At 58.6% G+C, this 22,024-nt stretch carries 20 protein-coding genes; 7 read left to right on the forward strand and 13 right to left on the reverse strand.

Features of this window, described 5'->3' with window-relative positions; translation table 11 throughout:
- The first annotated feature begins 75 nt into the window (after positions 1-75).
- A complete protein-coding gene (locus tag V7730_RS04880; protein ID WP_335746471.1) occupies positions 76-966 on the forward strand; it encodes a lytic transglycosylase domain-containing protein in 891 nt (296 codons plus the stop codon).
- A 12-nt stretch (positions 967-978) separates the two neighbouring features.
- Here the strand turns inward: V7730_RS04880 and V7730_RS04885 are convergent, their stop codons facing one another.
- On the reverse strand, positions 979-2,679 hold the full coding sequence (locus V7730_RS04885) for an NAD(P)H-dependent oxidoreductase subunit E (protein ID WP_335746472.1): 1,701 nt from the start codon (positions 2,677-2,679) through the stop codon (positions 979-981).
- Between the two features lie 168 nt (positions 2,680-2,847).
- Here V7730_RS04885 and V7730_RS04890 point away from each other — a divergent pair, with 168 nt between their 5' ends.
- A complete protein-coding gene (locus V7730_RS04890; RefSeq protein ID WP_335746473.1) occupies positions 2,848-3,243 on the forward strand; it encodes a hypothetical protein in 396 nt (131 codons plus the stop codon).
- Positions 3,244-3,298: 55 nt separating this feature from the next.
- On the opposite strand, the gene xseA is transcribed toward V7730_RS04890, so the two are convergent.
- Positions 3,299-4,792: an exodeoxyribonuclease VII large subunit gene (gene xseA, locus V7730_RS04895; RefSeq protein ID WP_335746474.1), complete on the reverse strand. Its 1,494-nt coding sequence runs from the start codon at positions 4,790-4,792 to the stop codon at positions 3,299-3,301.
- Between the two features lie 72 nt (positions 4,793-4,864).
- On the opposite strand from xseA, the gene purD reads away from it, so the two are divergent.
- A complete protein-coding gene (gene purD / locus V7730_RS04900; protein ID WP_335746475.1) occupies positions 4,865-6,130 on the forward strand; it encodes a phosphoribosylamine--glycine ligase in 1,266 nt (421 codons plus the stop codon).
- Positions 6,131-6,169: 39 nt separating this feature from the next.
- Here the strand turns inward: purD and V7730_RS04905 are convergent, their stop codons facing one another.
- The 3 genes from V7730_RS04905 to V7730_RS04915 are packed head-to-tail and all read right to left on the reverse strand — an operon-like array spanning position 6,170 to position 7,636.
- On the reverse strand, positions 6,170-6,568 hold the full coding sequence (locus tag V7730_RS04905) for a hypothetical protein (protein WP_335746476.1): 399 nt from the start codon (positions 6,566-6,568) through the stop codon (positions 6,170-6,172).
- Entirely contained in the window at positions 6,565-7,287 is a 723-nt protein-coding gene (locus V7730_RS04910) for an FG-GAP repeat domain-containing protein (protein WP_335746477.1), read from the reverse strand. The genes V7730_RS04905 and V7730_RS04910 overlap by 4 nt, the downstream gene beginning before the upstream one ends.
- Before the next feature lie 25 nt (positions 7,288-7,312).
- On the reverse strand, positions 7,313-7,636 hold the full coding sequence (locus V7730_RS04915) for a 2Fe-2S iron-sulfur cluster-binding protein (protein ID WP_335746478.1): 324 nt from the start codon (positions 7,634-7,636) through the stop codon (positions 7,313-7,315).
- A gap of 155 nt (positions 7,637-7,791) precedes the next feature.
- Here V7730_RS04915 and V7730_RS04920 point away from each other — a divergent pair, with 155 nt between their 5' ends.
- Entirely contained in the window at positions 7,792-8,328 is a 537-nt protein-coding gene (locus tag V7730_RS04920; protein ID WP_335746479.1) for a peptidoglycan-binding domain-containing protein, read from the forward strand.
- Positions 8,329-8,393: 65 nt separating this feature from the next.
- Here V7730_RS04920 and V7730_RS04925 read toward each other — a convergent pair whose 3' ends face one another.
- The 4 genes from V7730_RS04925 to V7730_RS04940 all read right to left on the reverse strand — a co-directional run bounded on the left by V7730_RS04925 (position 8,394) and on the right by V7730_RS04940 (position 14,223).
- On the reverse strand, positions 8,394-10,715 hold the full coding sequence (locus tag V7730_RS04925; RefSeq protein WP_335746480.1) for a xanthine dehydrogenase family protein molybdopterin-binding subunit: 2,322 nt from the start codon (positions 10,713-10,715) through the stop codon (positions 8,394-8,396).
- Positions 10,708-11,181, reverse strand: coding sequence for a (2Fe-2S)-binding protein (locus V7730_RS04930; protein WP_335746481.1), 474 nt, complete (start codon positions 11,179-11,181; stop codon positions 10,708-10,710). The genes V7730_RS04925 and V7730_RS04930 overlap by 8 nt, the downstream gene beginning before the upstream one ends.
- Before the next feature lie 18 nt (positions 11,182-11,199).
- Positions 11,200-12,501, reverse strand: coding sequence for a c-type cytochrome (locus tag V7730_RS04935; RefSeq protein ID WP_335746482.1), 1,302 nt, complete (start codon positions 12,499-12,501; stop codon positions 11,200-11,202).
- 234 nt (positions 12,502-12,735) lie between these two features.
- Entirely contained in the window at positions 12,736-14,223 is a 1,488-nt protein-coding gene (locus V7730_RS04940; protein WP_335746483.1) for a DegQ family serine endoprotease, read from the reverse strand.
- 232 nt (positions 14,224-14,455) lie between these two features.
- On the opposite strand from V7730_RS04940, the gene V7730_RS04945 reads away from it, so the two are divergent.
- A complete protein-coding gene (locus V7730_RS04945; RefSeq protein ID WP_335746484.1) occupies positions 14,456-15,784 on the forward strand; it encodes an aspartate aminotransferase family protein in 1,329 nt (442 codons plus the stop codon).
- 81 nt (positions 15,785-15,865) lie between these two features.
- On the opposite strand, the gene hflC is transcribed toward V7730_RS04945, so the two are convergent.
- The 4 genes from hflC to rpiA form a co-directional block, all read right to left on the reverse strand.
- Positions 15,866-16,765, reverse strand: coding sequence for a protease modulator HflC (gene hflC / locus V7730_RS04950; protein ID WP_335746485.1), 900 nt, complete (start codon positions 16,763-16,765; stop codon positions 15,866-15,868).
- Positions 16,765-17,976, reverse strand: coding sequence for an FtsH protease activity modulator HflK (gene hflK, locus V7730_RS04955; protein WP_335746486.1), 1,212 nt, complete (start codon positions 17,974-17,976; stop codon positions 16,765-16,767). Before hflK ends, hflC begins: the two co-directional genes overlap by 1 nt.
- 80 nt (positions 17,977-18,056) lie before the next feature.
- Positions 18,057-19,418 carry a glutathione-disulfide reductase gene (gene gorA, locus V7730_RS04960; protein ID WP_335746487.1) on the reverse strand — a complete coding sequence of 454 codons (1,362 nt, stop codon included), beginning with the start codon at positions 19,416-19,418 and terminating at the stop codon, positions 18,057-18,059.
- A gap of 11 nt (positions 19,419-19,429) precedes the next feature.
- On the reverse strand, positions 19,430-20,218 hold the full coding sequence (gene rpiA / locus V7730_RS04965) for a ribose-5-phosphate isomerase RpiA (protein WP_335746488.1): 789 nt from the start codon (positions 20,216-20,218) through the stop codon (positions 19,430-19,432).
- A 236-nt stretch (positions 20,219-20,454) separates the two neighbouring features.
- Between rpiA and V7730_RS04970 the strand changes: the two genes are divergently transcribed.
- Together V7730_RS04970 and V7730_RS04975 are read left to right on the forward strand one after the other, a co-directional pair.
- The gene (locus V7730_RS04970; protein WP_335746489.1) at positions 20,455-21,504 is read left to right on the forward strand and encodes a type III polyketide synthase; all 1,050 of its coding nucleotides are present in this window, start codon (positions 20,455-20,457) and stop codon (positions 21,502-21,504) included.
- A complete protein-coding gene (locus tag V7730_RS04975) occupies positions 21,501-21,989 on the forward strand; it encodes an isoprenylcysteine carboxyl methyltransferase family protein (RefSeq protein ID WP_335746490.1) in 489 nt (162 codons plus the stop codon). Before V7730_RS04970 ends, V7730_RS04975 begins: the two co-directional genes overlap by 4 nt.
- Positions 21,990-22,024 lie beyond the last annotated feature (35 nt).

Genomic DNA, 22,024 nt, shown 5'->3' on the forward strand with positions numbered 1-22,024 from the left:
TGATCTAACCCCTTGAGACACAGGATGGAAGGGTGTGCGATTGACAAGCGTGCCACTGCGCGCCACCACAGCGTTATGCGCCTTATTGTTATCTTATTATCACTGTTTTGGGCGGGTTCGGCGCTGGCCGATCCCCGCACTGGGCACTGTAGCAGCGGCAAGTGGGGCCATGTGCAATGCATCAGGCCTGACCACTTTGTTTACGACACCTGCAACGCGATTGAGGTCTTCTCGAAGCGGCACGGTTTGAACAACGGGTTTTTCGCGCGCCTGATCTGGCAGGAAAGCCGGTTCGACCCCAACGCGCTCAGCCATGCGAACGCGCGCGGCATCGCACAATTCATCCCTTCCACGGCGCGGCTACGAGGCCTGAAAAACCCTTACAACCCGGCAGATGCACTGGAGCATTCCGCGCAATATTTGGCTGAAATGGTGCGCCGCTACGGCAACGAGGGCATGGCCGCTATTGGCTATAACGGCGGTGAACGCCGTGCAGAAGGATTTCTGGAGGGCAAGGGTCTTGCCCCCGAAACCGTCAACTATGTGCCCATCATCACCGGCCTGCCCGCCGAACAATGGCGTGACGCACCGCCCAAGGATCACGATTTTCGTCTCGCACCGGACAAGAATTTCTACGCAGCCTGTAGTGACATGGCCCGCAAGCGACGCCTGACGCCAATGAAACAAGCGAAGCCCGCGTCTCCTCCGGTCAAGCCGTGGGGCGTTCAGCTTGGGTTCGGCACCTCGCAGAAAGCAGCCCGCGCCAAGATCAAATCACAAACCACCATTTGCCGTGCGCAGGTGGGCCGCGAAAAGCTGGATCTGATCTATGTGAAAAACCGCGTGTCAGGCAAAAAGGGCTACTTCTTTGCCCGCATCGGGCGCAACACCCGCGATGGCGCTCAAGACCTGTGCAAAAGCCTTAAGCGCCAACGGTGTTCGTGCCTTGTGGTGCAGAACAAATAGCTCTGCCCAAACTTAGATTTCGTCCGGAAAATGCTTCATTGTCATAAGGATGGGGTTTGGCGCCGCCTGTCCAAGCCCGCAGATAGACGCATCGACCATCGCGGTTGAGAGTTCCTCCAGCAGCCCCTGATCCCAGCGGTCCGCCTGCATCAGCTTGACGGCTTTTCCACACCCGACACGGCAAGGCGTGCATTGTCCGCAGCTTTCATCCTCAAAAAACCGGAGCATGTTGAGTGCTGCATCGCGCGCGCGGTCATTCTGGGACAGCACAACTACTGCCGCTGAGCCAATAAAGCTGCCGTGCGGTTGTAGGGTGTCAAAATCAAGCGGGATGTCGCTCATGCTGGCTGGCAGTAGACCCGAAGATGGGCCGCCAGGCTGGTAAGCTTTGAACGTATGGCCTTCTGCCATGCCGCCTGCGGCCTCGATGATATCGGTAATGGTGGAGCCTGCGGGCAACAAATGCACACCGGGCTTCGCCACGCGACCAGAAACCGAATAACTGCGCAATCCCTTGCGGCCGTTTTTCTCGACCGAGGACAGGATTTCCGGCCCCTCGCGGCAAATGCGGGCAACCCAGTGCAACGTCTCGATATTATGGACCAGCGTCGGGCGGCCAAAGATGCCGACCTGCGCTACAAAGGGTGGACGGTGGCGCGGCATGCCGCGCTTGCCCTCAATGCTCTCGATCATCGCGGATTCTTCGCCACAAATGTAGGCACCGGCTCCACGGCGCAGCTCGATATAGCCCAGTTTGACGATGCCAGCATCCTCGAGCGCGGCGATCTCGTGCGCAAGGATGTGCAGTACGGCAGGATATTCGTCCCGCATATAGATATAGGCACGCTCTGCCTCGACGGCCCACGCGGCGATTAACATCCCCTCAAGGAACAGATGCGGCGTGCGCTCTAGGTGGTAGCGATCTTTGAACGTACCCGGCTCGCCTTCGTCGCCGTTCACGGCGAGGTAGCGCAGGCCTGCGTTGGCGCGCACAAAGCCCCATTTCTTGCCCGATGGAAAACCTGCGCCCCCGAGGCCGCGCAGACCGGAGGCCAGCACTTTTTCTTGCACGGCTTCCCAGTCACCGTTCTGGCGCAAGTCGGCCAGCGTCGTGTACCCACCGTTTGCGGTGTAGGCGTCATAGTTTTCATACGCGGGGATATGGGCATGCGTGTGGCCAGCGGCAATTGCAGCATGGACCTTCTCTGGTGTCGCATGATCGATGTGGGAATGCCCCAGCTCCAACACTGGCGCGGTATCACAGCGGCCCATGCAGGGCGCACGCAGCACGCGGACCTCTGCCGGATCTAGACCATCCTCAAGCGCGGCCTTCAACGCTTGGGCACCCGCCAGCTCACAGCTCAACGAATCGCAGACACGGATGGTGAGTGCGGGCGGGGGCGCTTCGCCTTCTTTGACCACGTCGAAATGGGCATAAAATGTCGCGACCTCATAGACTTCGGCCATGCTCAGGCGCATTTCCTCGGCCAGTGCCCGCAAATGCGCGGCGGACAAATGGCCAAAGCGGTCTTGAATGAGATGCAGGTGCTCGATCAACAAATCACGGTCTCGTGGCTCGGCCCCCAGCAGGTCGCGCACTTGCGCCCACGCTGTGTCGTCCAACTGGCGCCCCTTGGTGTGGCGTCGCCCTTTACCCTTGCCCGATTTCCAAACACCTTTGTCCGGCCCGTTCTTATCTGAATCCAGCGCCATGGCCACGTCCCCTTGTTTATTGCGCTGGTTTAGCAAAACCGGCCCGTCAGGTTGAGGCGAAAAGCGACAATTCAGCAGCCCTTTGCGCGGTGCGCGGCGCCGTGCCGATCCCTATCGGAAACCTTTGTCCCTCTGGCCCCTCCTGAATGCTTCTGTCATTATGCCGGTATGAGAGCTTTTTCCCTGATCTTTTTGTTGTCCTTGCCCCTGCCTGCGTTTGCGCAATCGTTGATGAACGCAGAGCAGTTTGATGCCTACACCCGTGGCAAGACACTTTATTACGGGAACGGGCCGGAGCCCTATGGTGCCGAGATTTACCTACCGAACCGTCGGGTGCGGTGGTCGTTTCTGGATGGTCAGTGCAAGAATGGAGAGTGGTACGAGGCGGACGGTTTGATTTGCTTTACCTACTACGACAATCCCGACCCGCAATGCTGGAGCTTTGAACAAGGCGCGCGCGGGTTGATCGCCCGGTTCGAGAATGACCCAGCCGTCACCCCGCTTTATGAGGCAAACGAAAGCACCGAAGAGCTGCTTTGTCTGGGACCAAAAATCGGGGTGTAATCGCACCGCCTTTGTAGCGCCAAAATCTCCCGAGATTTTCCACAAAAATTAACCGCTAGAGTTTAACGGTAATTTTGCCGTCTCTGAACTGGATTTCCAGTGACGTGTGCTGTTGGGCGGCTTGGGTGGTCGTTATAAGGGTATCGCCGCTGCGCACGACCGCAAAACCGCGTTCCAAGGTTGCCTCGTAGCCGAGAGTGAGCCGCAGGCGTTCCGCGGCATCAATCTGGTTGCGCCATCTGTCGATCTGGCGCCGCGCCACATCAGACAGGGATTTGCCTGCACGGTCAAATCTTGCCTGTTGCAACATCCGCTCGCGGGTAAGCGCAGGACCAAGGCGCATGGACCGGCTTGCAAGGCGTTCTTTCTCTTGGGCGATTCTGTTGCGCAGGGTCGCGGGGCGCAGGCCACCGGAAATGCCTGCAAGCCGCATCTTGCGTCGTTGCACACCAGTCATCAGCGCCGGATCAAGGCGCGCTGCCGCACGCTCCAGCCGCAGTTTTGGCGCTTCGGTCAGTGTTGCGGCACGGGCAAGGCGGTCGCCGGCGCGATCAAGGCGCTGGCGCGGACTATCAAGCAGGCTATCGGGACGCGGCAGCGCGCGCGCCATATCGCGCAGGCGTTGGCCACGCTGGACCAAACCCTGGCTCAGTGCACGGCTCATCCGGGCGTGTTGCTGATCGAGATAGGCCATAAGCTCCACCCTTACCGGCACGGCAAGCTCGGCTGCTGCCGTGGGGGTCGGCGCGCGTTTGTCAGAGGCAAAGTCGATCAAGGTTGTGTCTGTCTCATGCCCGACAGCAGAGATTAGCGGGATATCGGAGGCGGCAGCGGCGCGCACCACGACTTCTTCATTAAAGCCCCACAAATCCTCAACGGAGCCACCACCACGAGCAACGATGATCAAATCGGGGCGCGGCAAGGCCCCGCCCGGTGTCAGACGGTTGAACCCGGCAATGGCATTCGCCACCTCGGGCGCGCATTTCGCACCCTGCACGGCCACCGGCCATATCAACACTTTGCGCGGGAAACGGTCCCGCAGACGGTGCAGGATATCGCGGATCACGGCACCGGAGGGCGATGTCACCACGCCGATAATTTCGGGCAGATAGGGCAAGGGTTTCTTGCGTGCTGGATCAAACAGGCCTTCAGCGGCCAGTGCTGCCTTGCGCTTTTCCAGAACAGCCATCAGCGCACCCATGCCGGCAGGTTTAATATCTTCAATGATGATCTGGTATTTGGACTGTCCCGGGAACGTGGTGATGCGCCCTGTGACGATCACCTCCATCCCCTCTTCGGGCTGTGTGTCGAGCTTTGAGGCGACGCCCTTCCAGACGATCCCCGCCATCACAGCACTGTCATCTTTGAGATCTAGGTACAGATGCCCTGATCGCGGACGGTTCACACGGCCAACTTCGGCGCGCAAACGCACGTGGCCGAATTCATTCTCGATCACCCGTTTGATCGCACCAGAGAGCTCAGCCACCGTGTATTCGGGGCGGTTACCCTGTTCAGGGCCATCTTCGGGCTGGTCGTCAAACAGATCCATCTATCGCATCCTTGTGCATGGCGCGCGTGCAGCATAAAACGCCCAGCAAGTAAGGCCAAGGGAGTGCGTGCGATGAATATTCTTATCTTGGGCAGCGGTGGTCGTGAGCACAGTCTGGCTTGGGCCGTGTTGCAGAACCCCAAATGCGACAAGCTGATCGTGGCACCGGGCAATGCAGGCATAGCGCAAATCGCTGATTGTGCGGCAATTGACATTAATGATGGTGGCACAGTGGTCGAGTTTGTTGCCCGCAACAACGTGGATTTTGTGATCATCGGCCCCGAAGCCCCCCTAGCCAACGGCGTGGCGGACCGCTTGCGCGAGTCGGGCATTCTGGTCTTTGGCCCCTCCAAAGCAGCGGCGGCGTTGGAAGCATCCAAGGCATTCACCAAAGAAATCTGCGACGCTTGCGACGCCCCCACTGCCGCCTACGGCCACTTCACCGATCTCGCTGCCGCCAAAGCCTATGTGCAAGAACAAGGCGCACCGATTGTCGTGAAGGCCGACGGGCTGGCCGCAGGCAAAGGCGTGATCATTGCAGAGACCGTGGCGCAGGCCGAAGAGGCGCTTGAGGATATGTTCGGCGGACAATTCGGTGCAGCTGGCGCCGAAGTGGTGATCGAGGAGTTCATGAGCGGCGAGGAGGCATCATTCTTCGTGCTGTGCGACGGCGAGAACGTAATGCCTATCGGGACAGCCCAAGATCACAAGCGCGTGGGCGACGGCGACACCGGCCCCAATACCGGCGGCATGGGCGCATACTCTCCCGCGCCAGTGCTGACAGATGAGATTGCCGAACGCGCATTGGCCGAAATCATCCGCCCAACCATGGCCGAGATGGCGAAGCGCGGGATGCCCTATCAGGGCGTGCTTTACGCGGGCCTGATGATTGAGGATGGCAAGCCCCGACTGGTTGAATACAACGTGCGCTTTGGCGATCCGGAGTGTCAGGTGCTGATGATGCGTCTGGGTGCGCAGGCATTTGACCTCATGCATGCCGCAGCCGAAGGGCGGTTGGCCGATATGCAGGTTCACTGGGCCGATGACCATGCCCTGACAGTGGTAATGGCCGCAGCCGGCTATCCGGGTGACTACGAAAAAGGGTCGGTCATTGGCGGGCTTAAGGGTCTGGCAGAGGATAGCAGCAACATGGTGTTCCACGCAGGCACCGCAGAGCGTGATGGCGATATTGTTGCTGTGGGCGGGCGCGTGCTGAACGTCACCGCGCGGGGCGAGACGCTGGCGCAAGCGCGGGCGAATGCCTATGCCGTTGTGGACAAGATCGACTGGCCCGAAGGCTTTTGCCGCCGTGACATTGGCTGGCGCGCACTGACCTGAACTTGCCGGAAACGGGTCAAGAACCCAGGCAAATACTATTCAAGAGCTCGGAGCGCCTTCGCAGACGACCGGCTTGTCGCTGATGTCTGAAATGCGCTGCACTTCTCTTGAGCCTTGCGAAAGCACCAGAAGTTTGCCTTTGTCGTAGAACGGTATCCAGCAATTGTTCGGGTCCGGCGCGTCCTCATACACAAAGCAAAGCAGCGGGCCGCGAATTTCGATCCGGCCATAGGTGCAGCGTCCGCTCCGATCGGCCCATACGGACAAATCGCGTCGCAAGAACTGTTCTACACCGACCTCACCGCCCCTGATCATGCTGGAAAAGGTCAACGTGCGGCCATGAACAAGGTCAAGAAACCCGTCAGGTGTCATCTGTTCCTGAGCGTGTGCAGGCAGCGCCGATAGGCCGAGCAGAAATATCAACGCAGACCGCTTCATTCACACGCCAACGCATTGGCAAAGCTGTTGCGGTCTTGGTGTGGCCCGATATCACGTGCCGTCAGTGCCGTGCCGTTGAACGTCACCGCCTTAAGGCGCTGCCAATCCGCACTTGCGACGACCATTTCGGGTGACGCGCCGCACAGCCTGAGACCACCTGCAATATCACGCTCTCCGCTGCGGTGGTTGGTCAGCCCCTCAAGCGCTGCGATCTGGGTCAACTGACCCTCAGCAAAGCGCCAGACGCGCAGGGTCTTGGCCAGATGCGGCCTGTCTATATAGGCAAGTTCGACAAACCCGTCGCCATCCAGATCAGCGACGGCCACAGGAGCAAGCCAGCGGTTGGGCTGCCCGATATAGGGCGTGGCCGCGACCAGTCCGTCACCATTGTAAATCGCCAATCGTGCGCCTTGGGATCGGTGGCTTTCCACGACAATAACGTCGCGCTGGCCGTCACCGTACACATCAAATATGCGCGGTTCGGTGTCTTCAAACACGCGATCTTCCGGCAGACGCAAAACAATGCGCTTGGCGATGCCCTCGTAAGTAAGCACCAGCGCGCCGTGCTCGATTTCATCCCCCAACACACCGTGAGGGTAGCGCGTAGTCGGCTCGGCATAGGTTGCCGAGACAAGCGGTGTTTCGGGAGCCTGCGCATTTCCGATGGCAGGCAATAGCGCAAGGCAGAAAACGCTTATCGCTGGCAGAACGCCCCGCATCAGCATGCCCCGCCCTGTTGGCGCATCAGATCTGTTTTTCCGGCATCTGCACGCGCAGACCGTCCAGCGCGTCTGTCACTTTGATCTGGCAAGTCAGGCGAGACTTTTCCGCGTCGGGCTCATACGCGAAATCTAGCATGTCTTCTTCCATGTCGTCTTTTGCCGGAATCTTCTCAACCCAAGCCGCATCCACATAAACGTGGCAGGTCGAGCAGGCGCAAGCGCCCCCGCAATCAGCTTCGATGCCGGGGATGTTATTGTCGCGTGCGCCTTCCATAACGGTGAGGCCGTTGGCGACTTCTACAACATGTTCGGTGCCATTGTGTTCGACGAAGGTAATCTTGGCCATCAAAGCTGCCCTTTTTCAGATGAATTTTCCCTTTTCTACGCAAGGCCCTGCCTGCGCGCCAGCCCCTTTTGTGACAAGCGATCGGGGTTCTAGGCAATTACTCCAAATCACGCTAGTATGTGGCAACACAACACAGACCCAAAAGGCATTGGGCAATGAAACAGGTACGCTTCCATCACACCGCGTCGCGCGTTGCTGCTCTTATGGGCGCTGTCGCGCTGTCCGGCTGTCTGCAAACCCAGACAGTCTCTCAAAGCGGTATGGTCCTTGGAAACGGGCTGGCGCCAGTTGGCGCGCCTCCCGGCACATGCTGGGGAAAAATTCCGACGCCTGCTGTGATCGAAACCGTGACGGGGCAGGTTCTTGTTACTCCGGCCAAGATGAATGCAGATGGCACGATCGCCACCCTGCCCGTCTACCGCGAAGAAAGCCGTCAGCAAATCTTGACCCCGCGCACCGACCGCTGGTTCGAGATCCCCTGCCCGCCGGCTTTTACGGTTGAGTTTGTTTCGACTTTACAGCGAGCCTTGCAAGCACGGGGCCTATATAGCGGTGCGGTCAACGGAAACATGGATGACGCCACGCGGCGCGCAGTGCTCGCGGTTCAGAGCGCGCGCGGATTGCCAAGCGACGTGTTATCGATTGAAACTGCACGGGAGTTGGGCATCGTGGCTGTACCGCGCAAGCCCTGACATCGCAGCAAACATCAAAGAAAAAGGGGCCCGAATTTCTTCGGACGCCTTTCGATTTTTCAAAATCAGGCCTTCAAAGCTGACACGATATCGTCAGGCTTGATCGGCAAATGCCGCAGGCGCGCGCCGACTGCGTTGTAGATCGCGTTGGCAATGGCAGGCGCGATGACGGTTGTACCCGGCTCGCCCAAGCCTACCGGCACCTCGGTGCTCTCGACAAAAGAGATGTCCATCTCTGGCGTATCGATCATGCGAAGCGGCGTGTAGGTGCCAAGGTTGCGGTCAACGACGTTACTGTCCTCGATTTTCGTGCCTTCATAGAGCGCCATGGAAAGCCCCCAAAGGGCCGCCCCTTCACATTGGGCAAGGGCACTGTCAGGGTCGACAACGGTGCCGCAATCAAAGGCGAGCCACATCTTCTGCACGTCAATCTGACCCGATACACGGTCTACATGTAATCGCACAGCACCAGCAGTCCATGTCGGCATGCTACGCGACTGGCCAAAGGTAGTGGCAATGCCAATGGCCGTACCCTCGGGCAAATCAGTGGTGCCATAGCCCGACATCTTCGCGACCTTTTCCAAGACCGCCGCCTGACGCGATGCGCCGCCAACAGCATTCGGCGCAGAGCCGGCATTATAGCCTTCTGCCTTGAGGTGCTGCAGACGGAACTCCAGCGGATCAACACCCGCCCTATGCGCCGCCTCATCCATAAAGCTTTCTACCGCGAAGTTGGTCCAGCCGGGTCCGACCGAACGCAGAAATCCGGGGCGGAAGGTCTTGTTGGCAAGGTCATTAAAGATCGCTCGCACGCGGTGCGCGCCGACAGTGTACCAGTGGTCAGCCCCGTCAACCGCGAAGGGATCGTAAGGCTCGCCGTTTGCGCCTTTGGGCATGAAGGAAGGCACCATAACGGCCGTGGGCCAGCCCGCAGCGGCGTGATGCTCCATCCCGAGGACTTTCTTATCACCGTCGAACGCCATCCGCAACTTTTGCACGCTAGGCGAACGCGGGCTGTCGAATTTGGCATCATCTTCACGCATGAACACCAGCTTGACTGGTTTGCCGCCCAACGCTTTGGATGTCAGAGCCGCAGGCACAGTGTAGTCGCCGTTTAGACGCCGACCAAAACCGCCGCCCAACATATAGGTGCGCATCACAATCTTGTCCGCAGGCGCTTCTAACGCCGCCGACAATGTCGGAAGGATCAAGGACTGCCACTGGTTGCCAGTGTGGATTTCCCAGATGCCCTCTTCGTTTTGGAAGGCGGTCGCATTTACCGGCTCCAATTGGAAGTGCAGCACAGTTTGAGTGACATATTCGGCCTCAAGCACCTCCGCAGCGCCGTCGAACGCGGCTGTCGTATCCGGCGTTTCCGTGTGCAGGATACTGCCGGATGTACCATCTGCGATCAGCTCGCGGGAGCGGTTATTGATGTCGGCCTCGGACACGGCTGCTGTTTCGCCTGCATTCCAGCTAACCTTTACAGCTTCGGACGCCCATTTCGCGGCCACGAGGGATGTGCCCAGTACAACAACCCAGCCTGGCACTGTGCCTGAAGGATCTTCTAACGCAAGCGTCTGCAGATATCCCTTCACGCCCTTTGCACCGCTGTCGTCGATGGACGCCACGGCAGAGCCAAGACGCGTTGGCGGGATCATCGGGACAGCGTAAACCATCCCCTCGACCTTGGCGTCGAGGCCGTAGATCGTTTTGCCATTGATCTTGTTCTCGATATCAAGCGCGGTCACGTCCTTGCCGACCAGACGCAGTTCCGAATGCGGCTTGAGCGGCAGCGCCTTCAACTCATCCTCGGTAAAGCTGCGTTCCAACCCAGCCCCTACAAGTTCGCCATAGGTGATAGAGTTCGTGCCATCAGTGACAGTGCCGTTGCGCGCAGTGCATGTTGCAGCATCGACGCCCCATTGCGAAGCAGCAGCTTCGATCAGCGCCGTGCGGCCCGCAGCGCCCGCCTGACGGTAGACAGGCCAGCTTTGCCAGACCGACCAGCTACCGCCGGTGACCATGGTGCCCCATCTCTCAGCAGTGTCGACGTGGGTGATGTGAACATCTTCCCATGCGACTTCCAGCTCATCCGCAAGAATGCGCGCGATGGCTGTGCCAACGTGCTGGCCCATCTCAGCGCGAATGATGTTGACATTGACGCGCCCGTCACTGTCGATCCAATACCACAGCGTCGGCTCAAATGTCTGCCCGTTGCTCGAGACAGGGAAGCCGTCCGCAGCGGCAGGATCCATCGCGGCGCTTGACGCGCGCGGGAACCCGAAAGCAACGCCTGCGGCGGTCATTGAGACCATAAAACCACGGCGGTTCATCTCGGATGAATTGTCGGAGCCGGTGAGGCGTGAAAGCAATTTGTTACCCATTGTCTTGTGCTCCGTTCATTGCAGTAGCCGCATTGCGCACAGCTTGGCGGATGCGGGTATAGGTCATGCAGCGGCACAGATTGCCGGTCATTACCGCATCAATGTCTTCGTCAGTCGGCGTGGGAATGTCCTGCAACAGCGCTGCGGCCTGCATGATCTGGCCGGATTGGCAGTAACCACACTGCGGTACCCGCAGATTGCGCCATGCTTCTTGAACGGGGTGGTTTGCCTCTGCGTCGAGACCTTCGATCGTTGTGATCTTGGTGTCGGCGACATCCGACAAAGGCGTGATGCACGACCGCGTCGCGCGGCCGCCCACATGCACGGTACACGCCCCGCACATGCCGATGCCGCAGCCAAACTTCGTGCCCGTCAATCCGATCTCGTCCCGGATGGCCCACAGCAGTGGTGTATCGGGATCTGCGTCGACGCTCTCGCTGCGTCCGTTGATCTCAAACTTTATCATGGTTCATTTCCTTCGGTATTAGTGCGATGTGGGGCCGTTTTGACGGATATCGGCAACGGTCTCAGATAGGTTAGGCCACGCAGGCTGATTGGCACGCTTGTCGCGCAGGTAGGCGGCGATGGCCGTGACCTGCTCATCATTCAATGCACCACGGAAGCCCGGCATGACCACGCCCGCCATGCCTTCAGGGGCATTCACCCCATCCAGAATGACGTGAATCAGGTTGTTCGGCGTATCAAGGTTGGTGGCAGAGTTGATCCCGAGGTCAGGACGCCCCGCCTTGATCAGCTCGGCGTTGTAGTGACACGAGGCGCAGGCAGTTGCGTACAAGCGCTCTCCCAATTCGCGGCGGTACTGCGGATCAGGCTGGTTGCTGCGCAGGCTGGCGAGTACGATTTCGCTCTGGCTTGGATCGTCTTCGGTCGCGCCAACCTGATCGGCCAGATAAATAGCGAGCGAGTCGATGTCACTTTCGGGAAGGTCGCGGACACCTTCATGTACAACCGGCCCCATGGGACCTGCGGCGATGCCGTGGTAGGTTGTAACACCCTCAATGAGGTATGATTTGAATTCAGGTGCAGTCCACGGCACTGACGATTGGTTCGCGGCTGTCAGGGCTGGTGCAATCCAGCTGTCGATCTCGGCGCCAGCATATTGCTCAGTGGATTTCTCTGCCCCGACGATGTTGCGCGGCGTGTGGCACGCGCCACAGTGCGTCAGACCCTCCGCCAAATATGCGCCACGGTTCCATGCCTCGGAATGCTCTTCGTCAGGCTCGAAGCGGCCAAGATCAGCAAAGAGCATCTTCCACCCCGCTTGCAAGAAGCGTTGGTCCAGAGGGAACGGCAGCTCGTTCTCTTTTTGGACAGTTTTGACGGGCTCAACTTCGGCCATGATGTAGGCATAGATCGCGTCGACGTCTTCATCTGTCATCTTGGTGAAATGATCATAGGGAAAGGCAGGGAAAAGGTGGCGGCCTTCGCGATCGACGCCTTCGTGCATCGCGCGGCGGAAAGCCTCTTTTGAATAGGTGCCGATACCGGTCTCCACATCAGGCGTCAGGTTGGTGGAATAAAGCGTCCCGAACCCTGTCTCCATCGCAAAGTTCCCTGCGTAGGGCTCTCCGTCTGCTGCTGTGTGACAGGTTGCGCAGTATCCGGCAGAAGCAAGGATGCGGCCCTTTTCGACTTCTTCCGGTGTGAAGCTGGCGGTCTGGTCGGGGCTGATCGGATCAATGGGGGATTTGTACACGTAAAGCCCGAAGCCGGCTGCGCCGACAATCACGACAGCAAGCCCTCCAAGAATGAGATTTTTTGTCATGTGCCAGTTTCCTCGAATTTGTAGTACCAAATCATCGCGACGCAGCCCGAAAGGGTCCGTGCCTGATAACAACAGGTCAGACCCAGTAGGGTTCCATAATTCATTAAATTAATTCTATTTTTTAGCGGCCACTATGGACGCGACGACGAACCGGAGGACCGAAGGATTGGGGAATGCCCTAGAAACGCAAAAGGCGCCCACAAAGGGCGCCTTAAGTTGCCTTGGTTTAGGCGATTACTCTTCGTCGAGCGTAAGCGCGACAAAGCGGGGGTCACCAGCGCGCCGCACCAGAAGCAGAAGAGATTTGCGGCCAGCCTCGCGTGCAGCATCAATACGGCTGTTCAGATCAGCGATCGTTTTGATCTCCTGCTGGCCGGCTTCTGTGATGATGTCGCCTGCACGCAGGCCCTTTTCAAACGCCTCCGAGCCATCCTCGACCTCAGTTACAGCCAGACCTTCCATATCGTCCGCTGCACCAAGTTCTTGACGCATCTCGGCTGTCAGTGGTGTCACGGTCAGGCCAAGCAGTGATGTTACCTCAGGTGCGTCCGAACTATCGGGCTCTTCTTCCGCATCTGGCGTCTCTGCGCTGTCGGCATCCTCACGGCGGCCCAAAATTACAGCAATGGTCTGGCTCTTGCCTTCACGCATCACGGTGACACGCACGGTTGCACCAACGGGGCTATTGCCAACCTGACGCACCAAACCGCGCGTATCGGCCACATCCACGCCATCAAAGGACAAGATGACATCGCCAGTCTTAAGCCCTGCCTGTTTGGCCGGACCTTCAGGAACATCAGTAATCAGCGCGCCAGTGGCAGCTTTGAGGCCCATGGCGTCGGCCACATCCTGTGTGACGTCCTGAATTCGCACTCCCAGCCAGCCGCGCCGCGTCTCTCCGAACTCTTTGAGCTGGTCCACAACGCGGGTCACAACATTGGACGCCATTGAAAACCCGATGCCGATGGAGCCGCCGTTTGGCGACAGTATTGCTGTGTTCACGCCAATCACGGCGCCGTCCATGTTGAACAGCGGACCACCGGAGTTACCACGGTTAATCGCCGCGTCGGTCTGGATGTAGTCATCATAGGTGCCTGACAGCGCCCGGTTGCGGGCGCTCACGATGCCGGCCGAGACGGAAAAGCCCTGACCCAGCGGGTTTCCCATGGCAATTACCCAGTCGCCCACACGGGCCGCATCGCTGTTGCCGAAGCTCACGAATGGCAGCGGACGATCAGCTTCGACCTTCAGCAGGGCAATGTCCGTGTTGGGGTCTGTTCCAATCACCTTGGCAATCAGCTCGTCCCCTGAGAAAAATTCGATTGTGATCTCGTCAGCGCCCTCAATCACGTGATTGTTGGTCACCACATAGCCGTCTTCAGAAATGACAAAACCCGACCCCAGCGCAGAGGAGCGCCGCGGTGCGGGTGTATCGTCATCACCGCGGTTTCGGTCCTGAAATTCACGGAAGAAATCTTCGAACGGCGATCCTTCGGGAACGATGCCGCGCGGGCCTGTGCGGCCTTCGACCAGCGTCGATGTTGTGATGTTAACCACCGACGGGCTGATCTTTTCTGCCAGCGGTGCCAAGCTTTCCGGCTTTGCCAGCGCCATGACGGTTTGTGCCACCACCATCGTTAGCGCCATAAGCGCAATAATAGCTGCGCGCAGGGCTGGTGAGGGTGAATTGACTTGTGTCCGGGCCACCACTTTGGGCTGCATATATCGTCTCCTGATCGAAATCTGACCCTCTTCGGGGCGATTTTACTTAACGGCAGAGTGCATGGTGACTGCACCATCCGCAATATTAAAGATGTGCCTTCGTGGATTGATTTCAAGCGCTGCTAACAATGCTGTGACAGGCAGGTTGCAATGAGGTGAAATTCCAGCGCCCTCTCCTTATACCTATGCCACAAATGTCCAGACTCACCCGATCACAAGAAAGCATTCCAGCATGAGCCATGTCCTTCGCCGAAGTCTCACAGCCGCGCAACCAAGCATTGTCGGGGGAGAAGGCGCCTATCTGATTGATGACAGTGGCAAACGTTATCTGGATGCCTGCGGAGGGGCTGCGGTGTCCTCATTGGGCCATGACAACGCGGCAGTGCGCAAGGCGATCTGTGATCAGGTCAACACATTGGCATTCGCGCATACGGGTTTATTTACAAACCAATGGGCAGAAGAATTGTCAGATTATTTGGTCGCCCATGCGCCCGAAGGCACGGGCGAAGGCCGCGTGATGTATCTGGGCAGCGGCTCTGAGGCGATGGAAGCAGCGCTGAAACTCGCGCGGCAGTACCATGTGGAGCGTGGTGATACCGGCCGCGCCCATATCATCGCGCGCGCGCCTTCCTATCACGGCAACACCCTTGGCGCTTTGGCTGTCAGCGGGCATGCGGGCCGCCGCGCGCCGTTTGCGCCGTTGCTGATCGAGACACAGCACATCGACGCGACTTACAACTATCGCCTGCAGCACGAGGGTGAGAGCGACACCGATTTCGGCCTGCGGATGGCCAACCAGCTTGAAGCCAAAATCCTTGAATTGGGCGCCGAAACCGTCTGCGCTTTTGTGGCGGAACCTGTTGTGGGCGCGTCGCTGGGTACCCAGCCTGCGCCTGTCGGATATTTCAAACGTATCCGCGAGATTTGTGACACTTACGGCGTGCTCTACATCGCGGATGAGGTGATGTGCGGAATGGGCCGGACCGGTAGCTTGTTTGCGCTGGAGCAGGAAGGCATCTGCGCCGACATTACAACGATGGCCAAGGGGCTTGGAGCAGGTTATCAGCCGATCGCGGCGGTGATGGCCTCGCAAAAAGTCTGTGATGCGATCATCGCAGGCTCGGGCAAGCTGTGGAACGGTCATACGTACATGAGCCACGCAGTGGCCACGGCTGGCGCGATGGCCGTCATGCGCGAGATTGAGGTCCATGATCTGTTGGGCGCGGTCCGTGAGCGCGGCGCGCAGCTTGAAGCAGGTCTGCGCGCACGGCTCGGCCAGCATCCCCATGTGGGCGATATACGTGGGCGCGGACTATTCTGGACCACAGAGCTTGTAGCGGACCGCGCAACCAAAGCGCCGTTTGACGTCAGCCGCAATGTGGCGGGCAAGGTCCAGCAGGCTGCGATGGATGCGGGCATGATCTGCTACCCTGCGCAGGGCTGTGCGGACGGCTCGTCAGGCGACCACGTTTTACTCGCGCCCTGCTTCACCTCAACACCTGAAGAAATCGACATCATCATCGAAAAGCTCGCGGATGCGATTGATCTGGTAACTGGCTGATCCGCTTCCTCGCAGTGATCGACAAGGAAAAGGGGCCGCATTTTCATGCAGCCCCTTTTGAATTGGTTTCACGCTGTCAGTTTAGCGCGTTTCACCCTCATCAGAGCGTGAGCCCTGATCGGAGCGCAGGTAGTTGAAGAACTCGCTGTCAGGCGACAAAACCATAGTGGAATTGCTGCCCTTCAGGGATACTTCATACGCTGCCAGTGAGCGGTAGAATTCGAAGAATTCCGGGTCTTTGGAGTAGGCCTGCGCAAAAATGCGGTTCCGCGCGGCGTCTGCTTCACCCTCGATGATACGCGCATCGCGGCGCGCCTCGGAGATGATTTCCTCGAATGTACGGTCCGCAAGGGCGGTCACACGCTGGGCAGCTTCACGGCCCCGCGCCCGCTCGTCCGTCGCTTCGCGATCACGCTCAGCGATCATACGGCGCAAGGTTGCGTCAAAGTTCTGCTCCGGCAGGTTGGTCTGGCGCAGACGCACATCGACCACTTTGAGGCCCAGTGCATTTGCACGCGCATCGGCCCGCACACGAATCTGGTCCATCAGCGCGGAACGCTCTGGCGACAGGATCGTGTTTGACGTCACGCCCTGCGAACCAAGTACCGCACGGATCTGGGATTCCAGAATACCGCTGAGGTCATTGGCCGCGCGAGCTTCACCGCCGGAACCGACAGCCTGACGGTACTGCACCACATCATCGATACGGTAGAGCACGAAAGCGTCGACCCGCAAGCGGCGGTCATCCGCAGGCGTGACTTCGATTACAGGCGTCTGTACGGACAGAATACGGTCCTCGAAACGAGCAACTTCGTCGATCAACGGCACCTTAAAGCCGATGCCCGGCTCGGTTAGCACCTGTTTGATCTGGCCAAAGCGCAGCACAAGTGCCTTTTCACGCTCGTCCACCACAAAGATTGAGGACAGCAGCGCTGCACCAATGATCGCGACAATCGGTATCAGAAAGCTGGTCTTGTTCATCAGTTATTCCCTCCGCTGCGGCGCAGCTCATTCAGTGGCAGATACGGGACAACACCCTGTGCGCCGCCATCGCCGCCGTTTTCAAGAATGATCTTGTCTACCTGACCAAAGACCTTTTCCATGGTCTCGATGTACAAACGCTTGCGCGTTACATCGGGAGCGGCTGTGTATTCGGTCAAAACCGCTTCGAAACGCGATGCCTCACCAATGGCGCCGTTGACCTCGCGTGCACGGTAACCTTCGGCAGCTTCCAGCAGCTTGGCGCTTTCACCACGGGCTTCCGCAGTTTTCTGGTTGGCGTAGGCATCCGCCTGACGCTCCAGACGGTCCCGCTCCTGCTCGGCAGCTTGCACATCACGGAACGCATCCACAACGGATACGTTGGCCGTGTTACCGCTTGCGTCCGTCACCGCAACCGTCTCTTGCGGCGGATCGACTTTGTTCACGTTCACACGCAGGATATTGATGCCCGTCTCGCGGTTATCAAGCGTCGTCTGAATGAGCTCTTTGACCTGCTCTTCCACCAGACCACGGTCACGGTTGAGAATTGGTGCCAGCTCGGATTGAGCAATGACTTCGCGCATCGCCGATTCAGAAATCGCCCGCACGGAAGCATCTGGAGCACGCAGCGAGAATTTGAACTGCTCGGCGTCCTTGATGTTCCAGACAACCTGAAAATCGATATCGACGATGTTTTCGTCCGTGGTCAGCATCAGGCCGTTGTTGTCGTCCTCGCTCCGGCTTACGCCTAGCGTCTCGGTGCGGTTGGTGGTGACGTCAAACACTTCGGCTGTGACCACCGGCCATGGCGCAAAGTTCAGACCTTCGGTGCCAATACCAGAGAACTTGCCAAGGAAAAGCTCGATGGATTGCTGTTCGGGGCGCACTGTGTAGGTGGAGGCAAAAAGCCATGCCGCCGCTGCAACCAATACACCGACACCGATGGTGCCACGCGTCAACGCTGGACCGCCTTCGCCGCCGCCGCCGCCAGAGCCTCCTGTCCCGTTTGAGCGGCTACCGCCACCCATCAGAACCCGCAACCGTTCCTGGCCCTTCCTCACCAACTCGTCGATCTCGGGGATCGGTGGTTTCTCTCCGCCACCCTTGTTGCCACGGTCGCCGCCTTGATTGCCGCCCCCCGGATCTCCGCCGTTGTTGCCGCCGCCCTGATTGCCGCCGCCGCCCCAAGGACCGCCTGTGTTTCCAGCCATAGTTATTTCCTTCTTTAAGTCGCCCCGTTGCGGAGCAGGCTTGTAGTCTTATGTGTAAACTGGGCGCTTACACGTTGAATTCAAGATGTACGTACCGGTGTGCGCATCGTTACCAGCTCTTCGGACATTGTTGGATGTACCGCACAAGTCTGGTCAAACTGTTCTTTTGTTGCGCCCATCTTGATCGCAATCCCAGCAAGTTGGATCATCTCACCCGCTTGTGGTGCGACGATATGACAGCCCAGAACAGTCCGGTTCTTCTTGGACACGACCAGCTTCATCATCACACGATCCTCGCGCTCTGCAAAGGCTGTTTGCATCGGCTTGAAGGACGTCGCATAGACCTCGATCTCTTCTTGCTCGCGCGCGGCCTCCTCAGTCATGCCCACAGTTCCCATTTCGGGCTGGGTGAATATGGCTGACGGGATGAGTTCGTGATCGACTGGGGTTGGATTGCCGCCAAAGACGGTTTCGACAAAGGCCATGCCTTCGCGGATCGCTACTGGTGTCAGGTTCACGCGGTTTGTTGAATCGCCAATCGCATAGATTGAGGGCACACCTGTCTGGCTGTATTGGTCAACCTCGACCGCGCCATTGCGACCCAGCTTTACGCCCACATCTTCCAGACCCATGTTATCTGTGTTCGGACGGCGGCCAGTTGCGAAGAACACCTTATCGAAGATTTTTTCATTACCCAGCGTCGACTTAACGCAGATGCCGCCTTCGCGCTCGTCCATTTGAAGAATGCTCGCGCCGGAGTGCATGCCGACACCGCGCATGCGCATCTGCTCTGCCACCAGCCCGCGCGCCTCGTCGTCGAACCCGTTGAGGATTTGACCGCCGCGATAGTACATGGAGACGTCCACGCCCATGCCATGCAGGATGCAAGCAAACTCACACGCAATGTAACCGCCGCCCACAATCAGCATGGATCGCGGCAGCGCGTCCATGTGGAAGATATCATCCGACACAAGGCCCAGCTCTGCGTTCTCAAGCTCGGGGCGAACAGGGCGACCGCCAGTCGCGATGAGGATATGCTTGGCCATCTTTTCCTCGCCGGTGGAGAGGGTCACGGTATGGGCGTCCTTGATGGTCGCACGCGCATCGAATTTTTCAACACCGGAGTTATCAAGCAGGTTGCGGTAGATGCCTTCGAGGCGGTCCAACTCACTGCGCATTTTTCCGGCAAAAAGGTGCCAGTCGAATGGGCCGTCGCTGATTTCCCAGCCATAGTTGCGCGCGTCCTGAAACGTGTCTCGATATGAGGAGGCGAAGACCATGAGTTTTTTTGGCACACAGCCACGGATCACGCAGGTACCGCCATAGCGGTCTTCCTCAGCCAGTCCTACACGTGCGCCATATTCACCAGCAGCCACGCGGGCAGCTCGCACGCCACCAGAGCCACCACCGATGACAAATAGATCATAATCAAAATCGCTCATATACTGGCCTCTCAGTCACTCAGGTCGGAAAACAAGTTATCACTCTCAACGAAATCAAGTCGCTCTGTGTCGATCGTGCCATCGTTGATATCGCGCACTTCCACCCGGCCGTCGCCATAGCCAATAACAACTGTGTCACAGATGTCTATGAACAGGCCGTTCTCGACCACGCCGGGCATCTGGTTGATCGCAAGCGCAAGCTGGCGCGCATTGCCGATACGGTTAAGGTGGAGATCAAGGATATAGTTACCCTCGTCGGTATGGAAAGGTCGGCCGCCATTCATGCGCAGAGTGCTGTTGCGTCCCAACACATCCATCGAGATCAACGTTTCCTCAACCAATGCTTGCGTTGTTTGCCAGCCGAAAGGAATAACCTCGATTGGCAGCGGGAACGCGCCCAGATGTTCGACTTCTTTGCCGATATCCGCGATCACAATCATCTGGTCACTGGCCGTGGCCACGATTTTTTCCTGAAGCAACGCGCCGCCGCCGCCCTTGATGAGGTTCAGGTCACCGTCAAATTCGTCCGCGCCGTCGATGGTAATATCAAGCCATTTCGCCTCGTCGAGCGAGATTACCTCAATCCCCACTTCGCGGGCCAGTTGGGCCGTGCGGCTGGAGGTCGGGACGCCACGAATTTTCAAGCCGTCATCGCGCACCATCTCACCCAGACAGCGCACAAGCCACGCCGACGTTGAACCGGTCCCAAGGCCAACTCGCATACCGTCTTCTACAAACTGGGCAGCGCGTTTGGCGGCCACAAATTTCGCTTTGTCGATGGGCGACAGGTCTCCGGACATGGGGCAGCTCCCTTTGAAGTATCTCTGCGCTTATAGGAAAGATGTGCGCGGGGTGCGAGGGGCAAATATCTTCTATTCATCACGTCATCTCGATCCGGTCCCGCGCGGCCGACGTCAACCACCTGCGCCTGACAATCCAGCCGCAAAGCGCGCGCAGGGTGTCACAGGTTAGCTTTACCTTCGCGAAAGTAGCCTAAGTTGATTCAAAGTTGAGTAATGAATGGATTGCTTCATTGATGGACGTCACCCTTCTGGGACTTGGCACTGCCTTGCCACCCTACCCCCTGCCCCAAGACACGGTGCTGGAGCATGCCCGCAGGCTTCTCGGGCCGAAATACCCCGCCTTTGGGCGGCTGGTGCCTGCGTTCGAAAACGCCGGCGTTGATATGCGCCACGCAGTGATGCCGCTGGAATGGTACGCCGAAGATCACGGATGGGCGGACCGGATGGCTGCCTATTTGCCCGCCGCCACGCAGTTGTTCATGGATGCCGCCACAGCAGCGCTCGATGACGCGGGGCTTCGTGCTGGTCAGGTGGACATCGTTGTCACAGTCTCCTCCACTGGCATCGCCACCCCAACGCTTGAGGCGCAGGCAGCGCGCGCGATGGGTTTTCGCGCGGATATCTCACGCGTGCCGGTATTTGGTCTTGGCTGCGCTGGCGGCGTGACGGGGCTGTCTATCGCGCGCAGGCTTGCTGTGGCAGAGCCTGACAAAACAGTGCTGATGGTCGCGGTTGAGACATGCAGCCTGTCTTTCCGCACCGACCGCCTGCAAAAAGCCGACATCATCGCCACGGTGTTGTTCGGAGATGGCGCGGCTGCGGCGGTTCTGCGCGCGGGCAGCGGCACCATCACACTTGACGCAGGGCACGAGCATATGTGGCCAGAGAGCTTGGCGATCATGGGATGGGATGTGGATGACACGGGCCTTGGCGTGGTCTTTGACCGCTCGATCCCTGAATTTGTGCAACAGAATTTCCGCACTGCCGTGACTAAGGTGCTCGAGGCTGCGGGTGAGCCGCTGGAAAATATCAGCCGATTTGTCTGCCATCCCGGCGGCGCAAAAGTGCTTGAGGCGATCGAAGATACCATGGCATTGCCCATGGGGTCACTTGATGCGGAACGGCGCGTGCTGAAGGCCGCGGGAAACATGTCAGCGCCAACAGTATTGTTTGTCCTTAAGGATGTTCTGGCGCAGGGTCATACTGGCCGGATGGCGCTTGCCGCACTCGGGCCTGGATTTACGGCATCCCTCATGCCCTTCACGGTAAAGGATTTTACATGACCCTTCTGACAGGACTGTTTCTAGGTTTTCTCATCCTGCAACGCTTGGGTGAGCTGGTGATCGCCAAACGTAATACTGCCGCCCTCATGGCACGCGGCGCGCACGAAGTCGGTGCGGGCCACTACCCTGTGATGGTGGCAATGCATAGTGCGTGGATCGTGGCGCTGGTGGTATTCGGCTGGACCCAGCCTGTGCATCTGGGCTGGCTGGCGCTTTATGCTGTGCTGCAAGTGTTCCGGATCTGGATACTTGGCACCCTTGGCACACGTTGGACCACGCGGGTGATCGTGCTGGACGACGAGACGCTCGTTGCGCGCGGCCCGTTCCGCTATTTCCGGCACCCCAACTACATGCTTGTGGTGGCTGAGATCATCGTCGCCCCGATGGTTCTGGGGCTATGGTGGATTGCAGCACTTTGGACCGTGCTAAACGCATTGATGCTGCGTCACCGAATCAAGGTTGAAGACAATGCATTGCGCGGATGACACGCTGCCAGAAACGCGCGCCACAGGGTCGCTTT

The sequence above is a fragment of the Sulfitobacter sp. genome, from assembly GCF_036961165.1.
GTDB lineage: Bacteria > Pseudomonadota > Alphaproteobacteria > Rhodobacterales > Rhodobacteraceae > Sulfitobacter.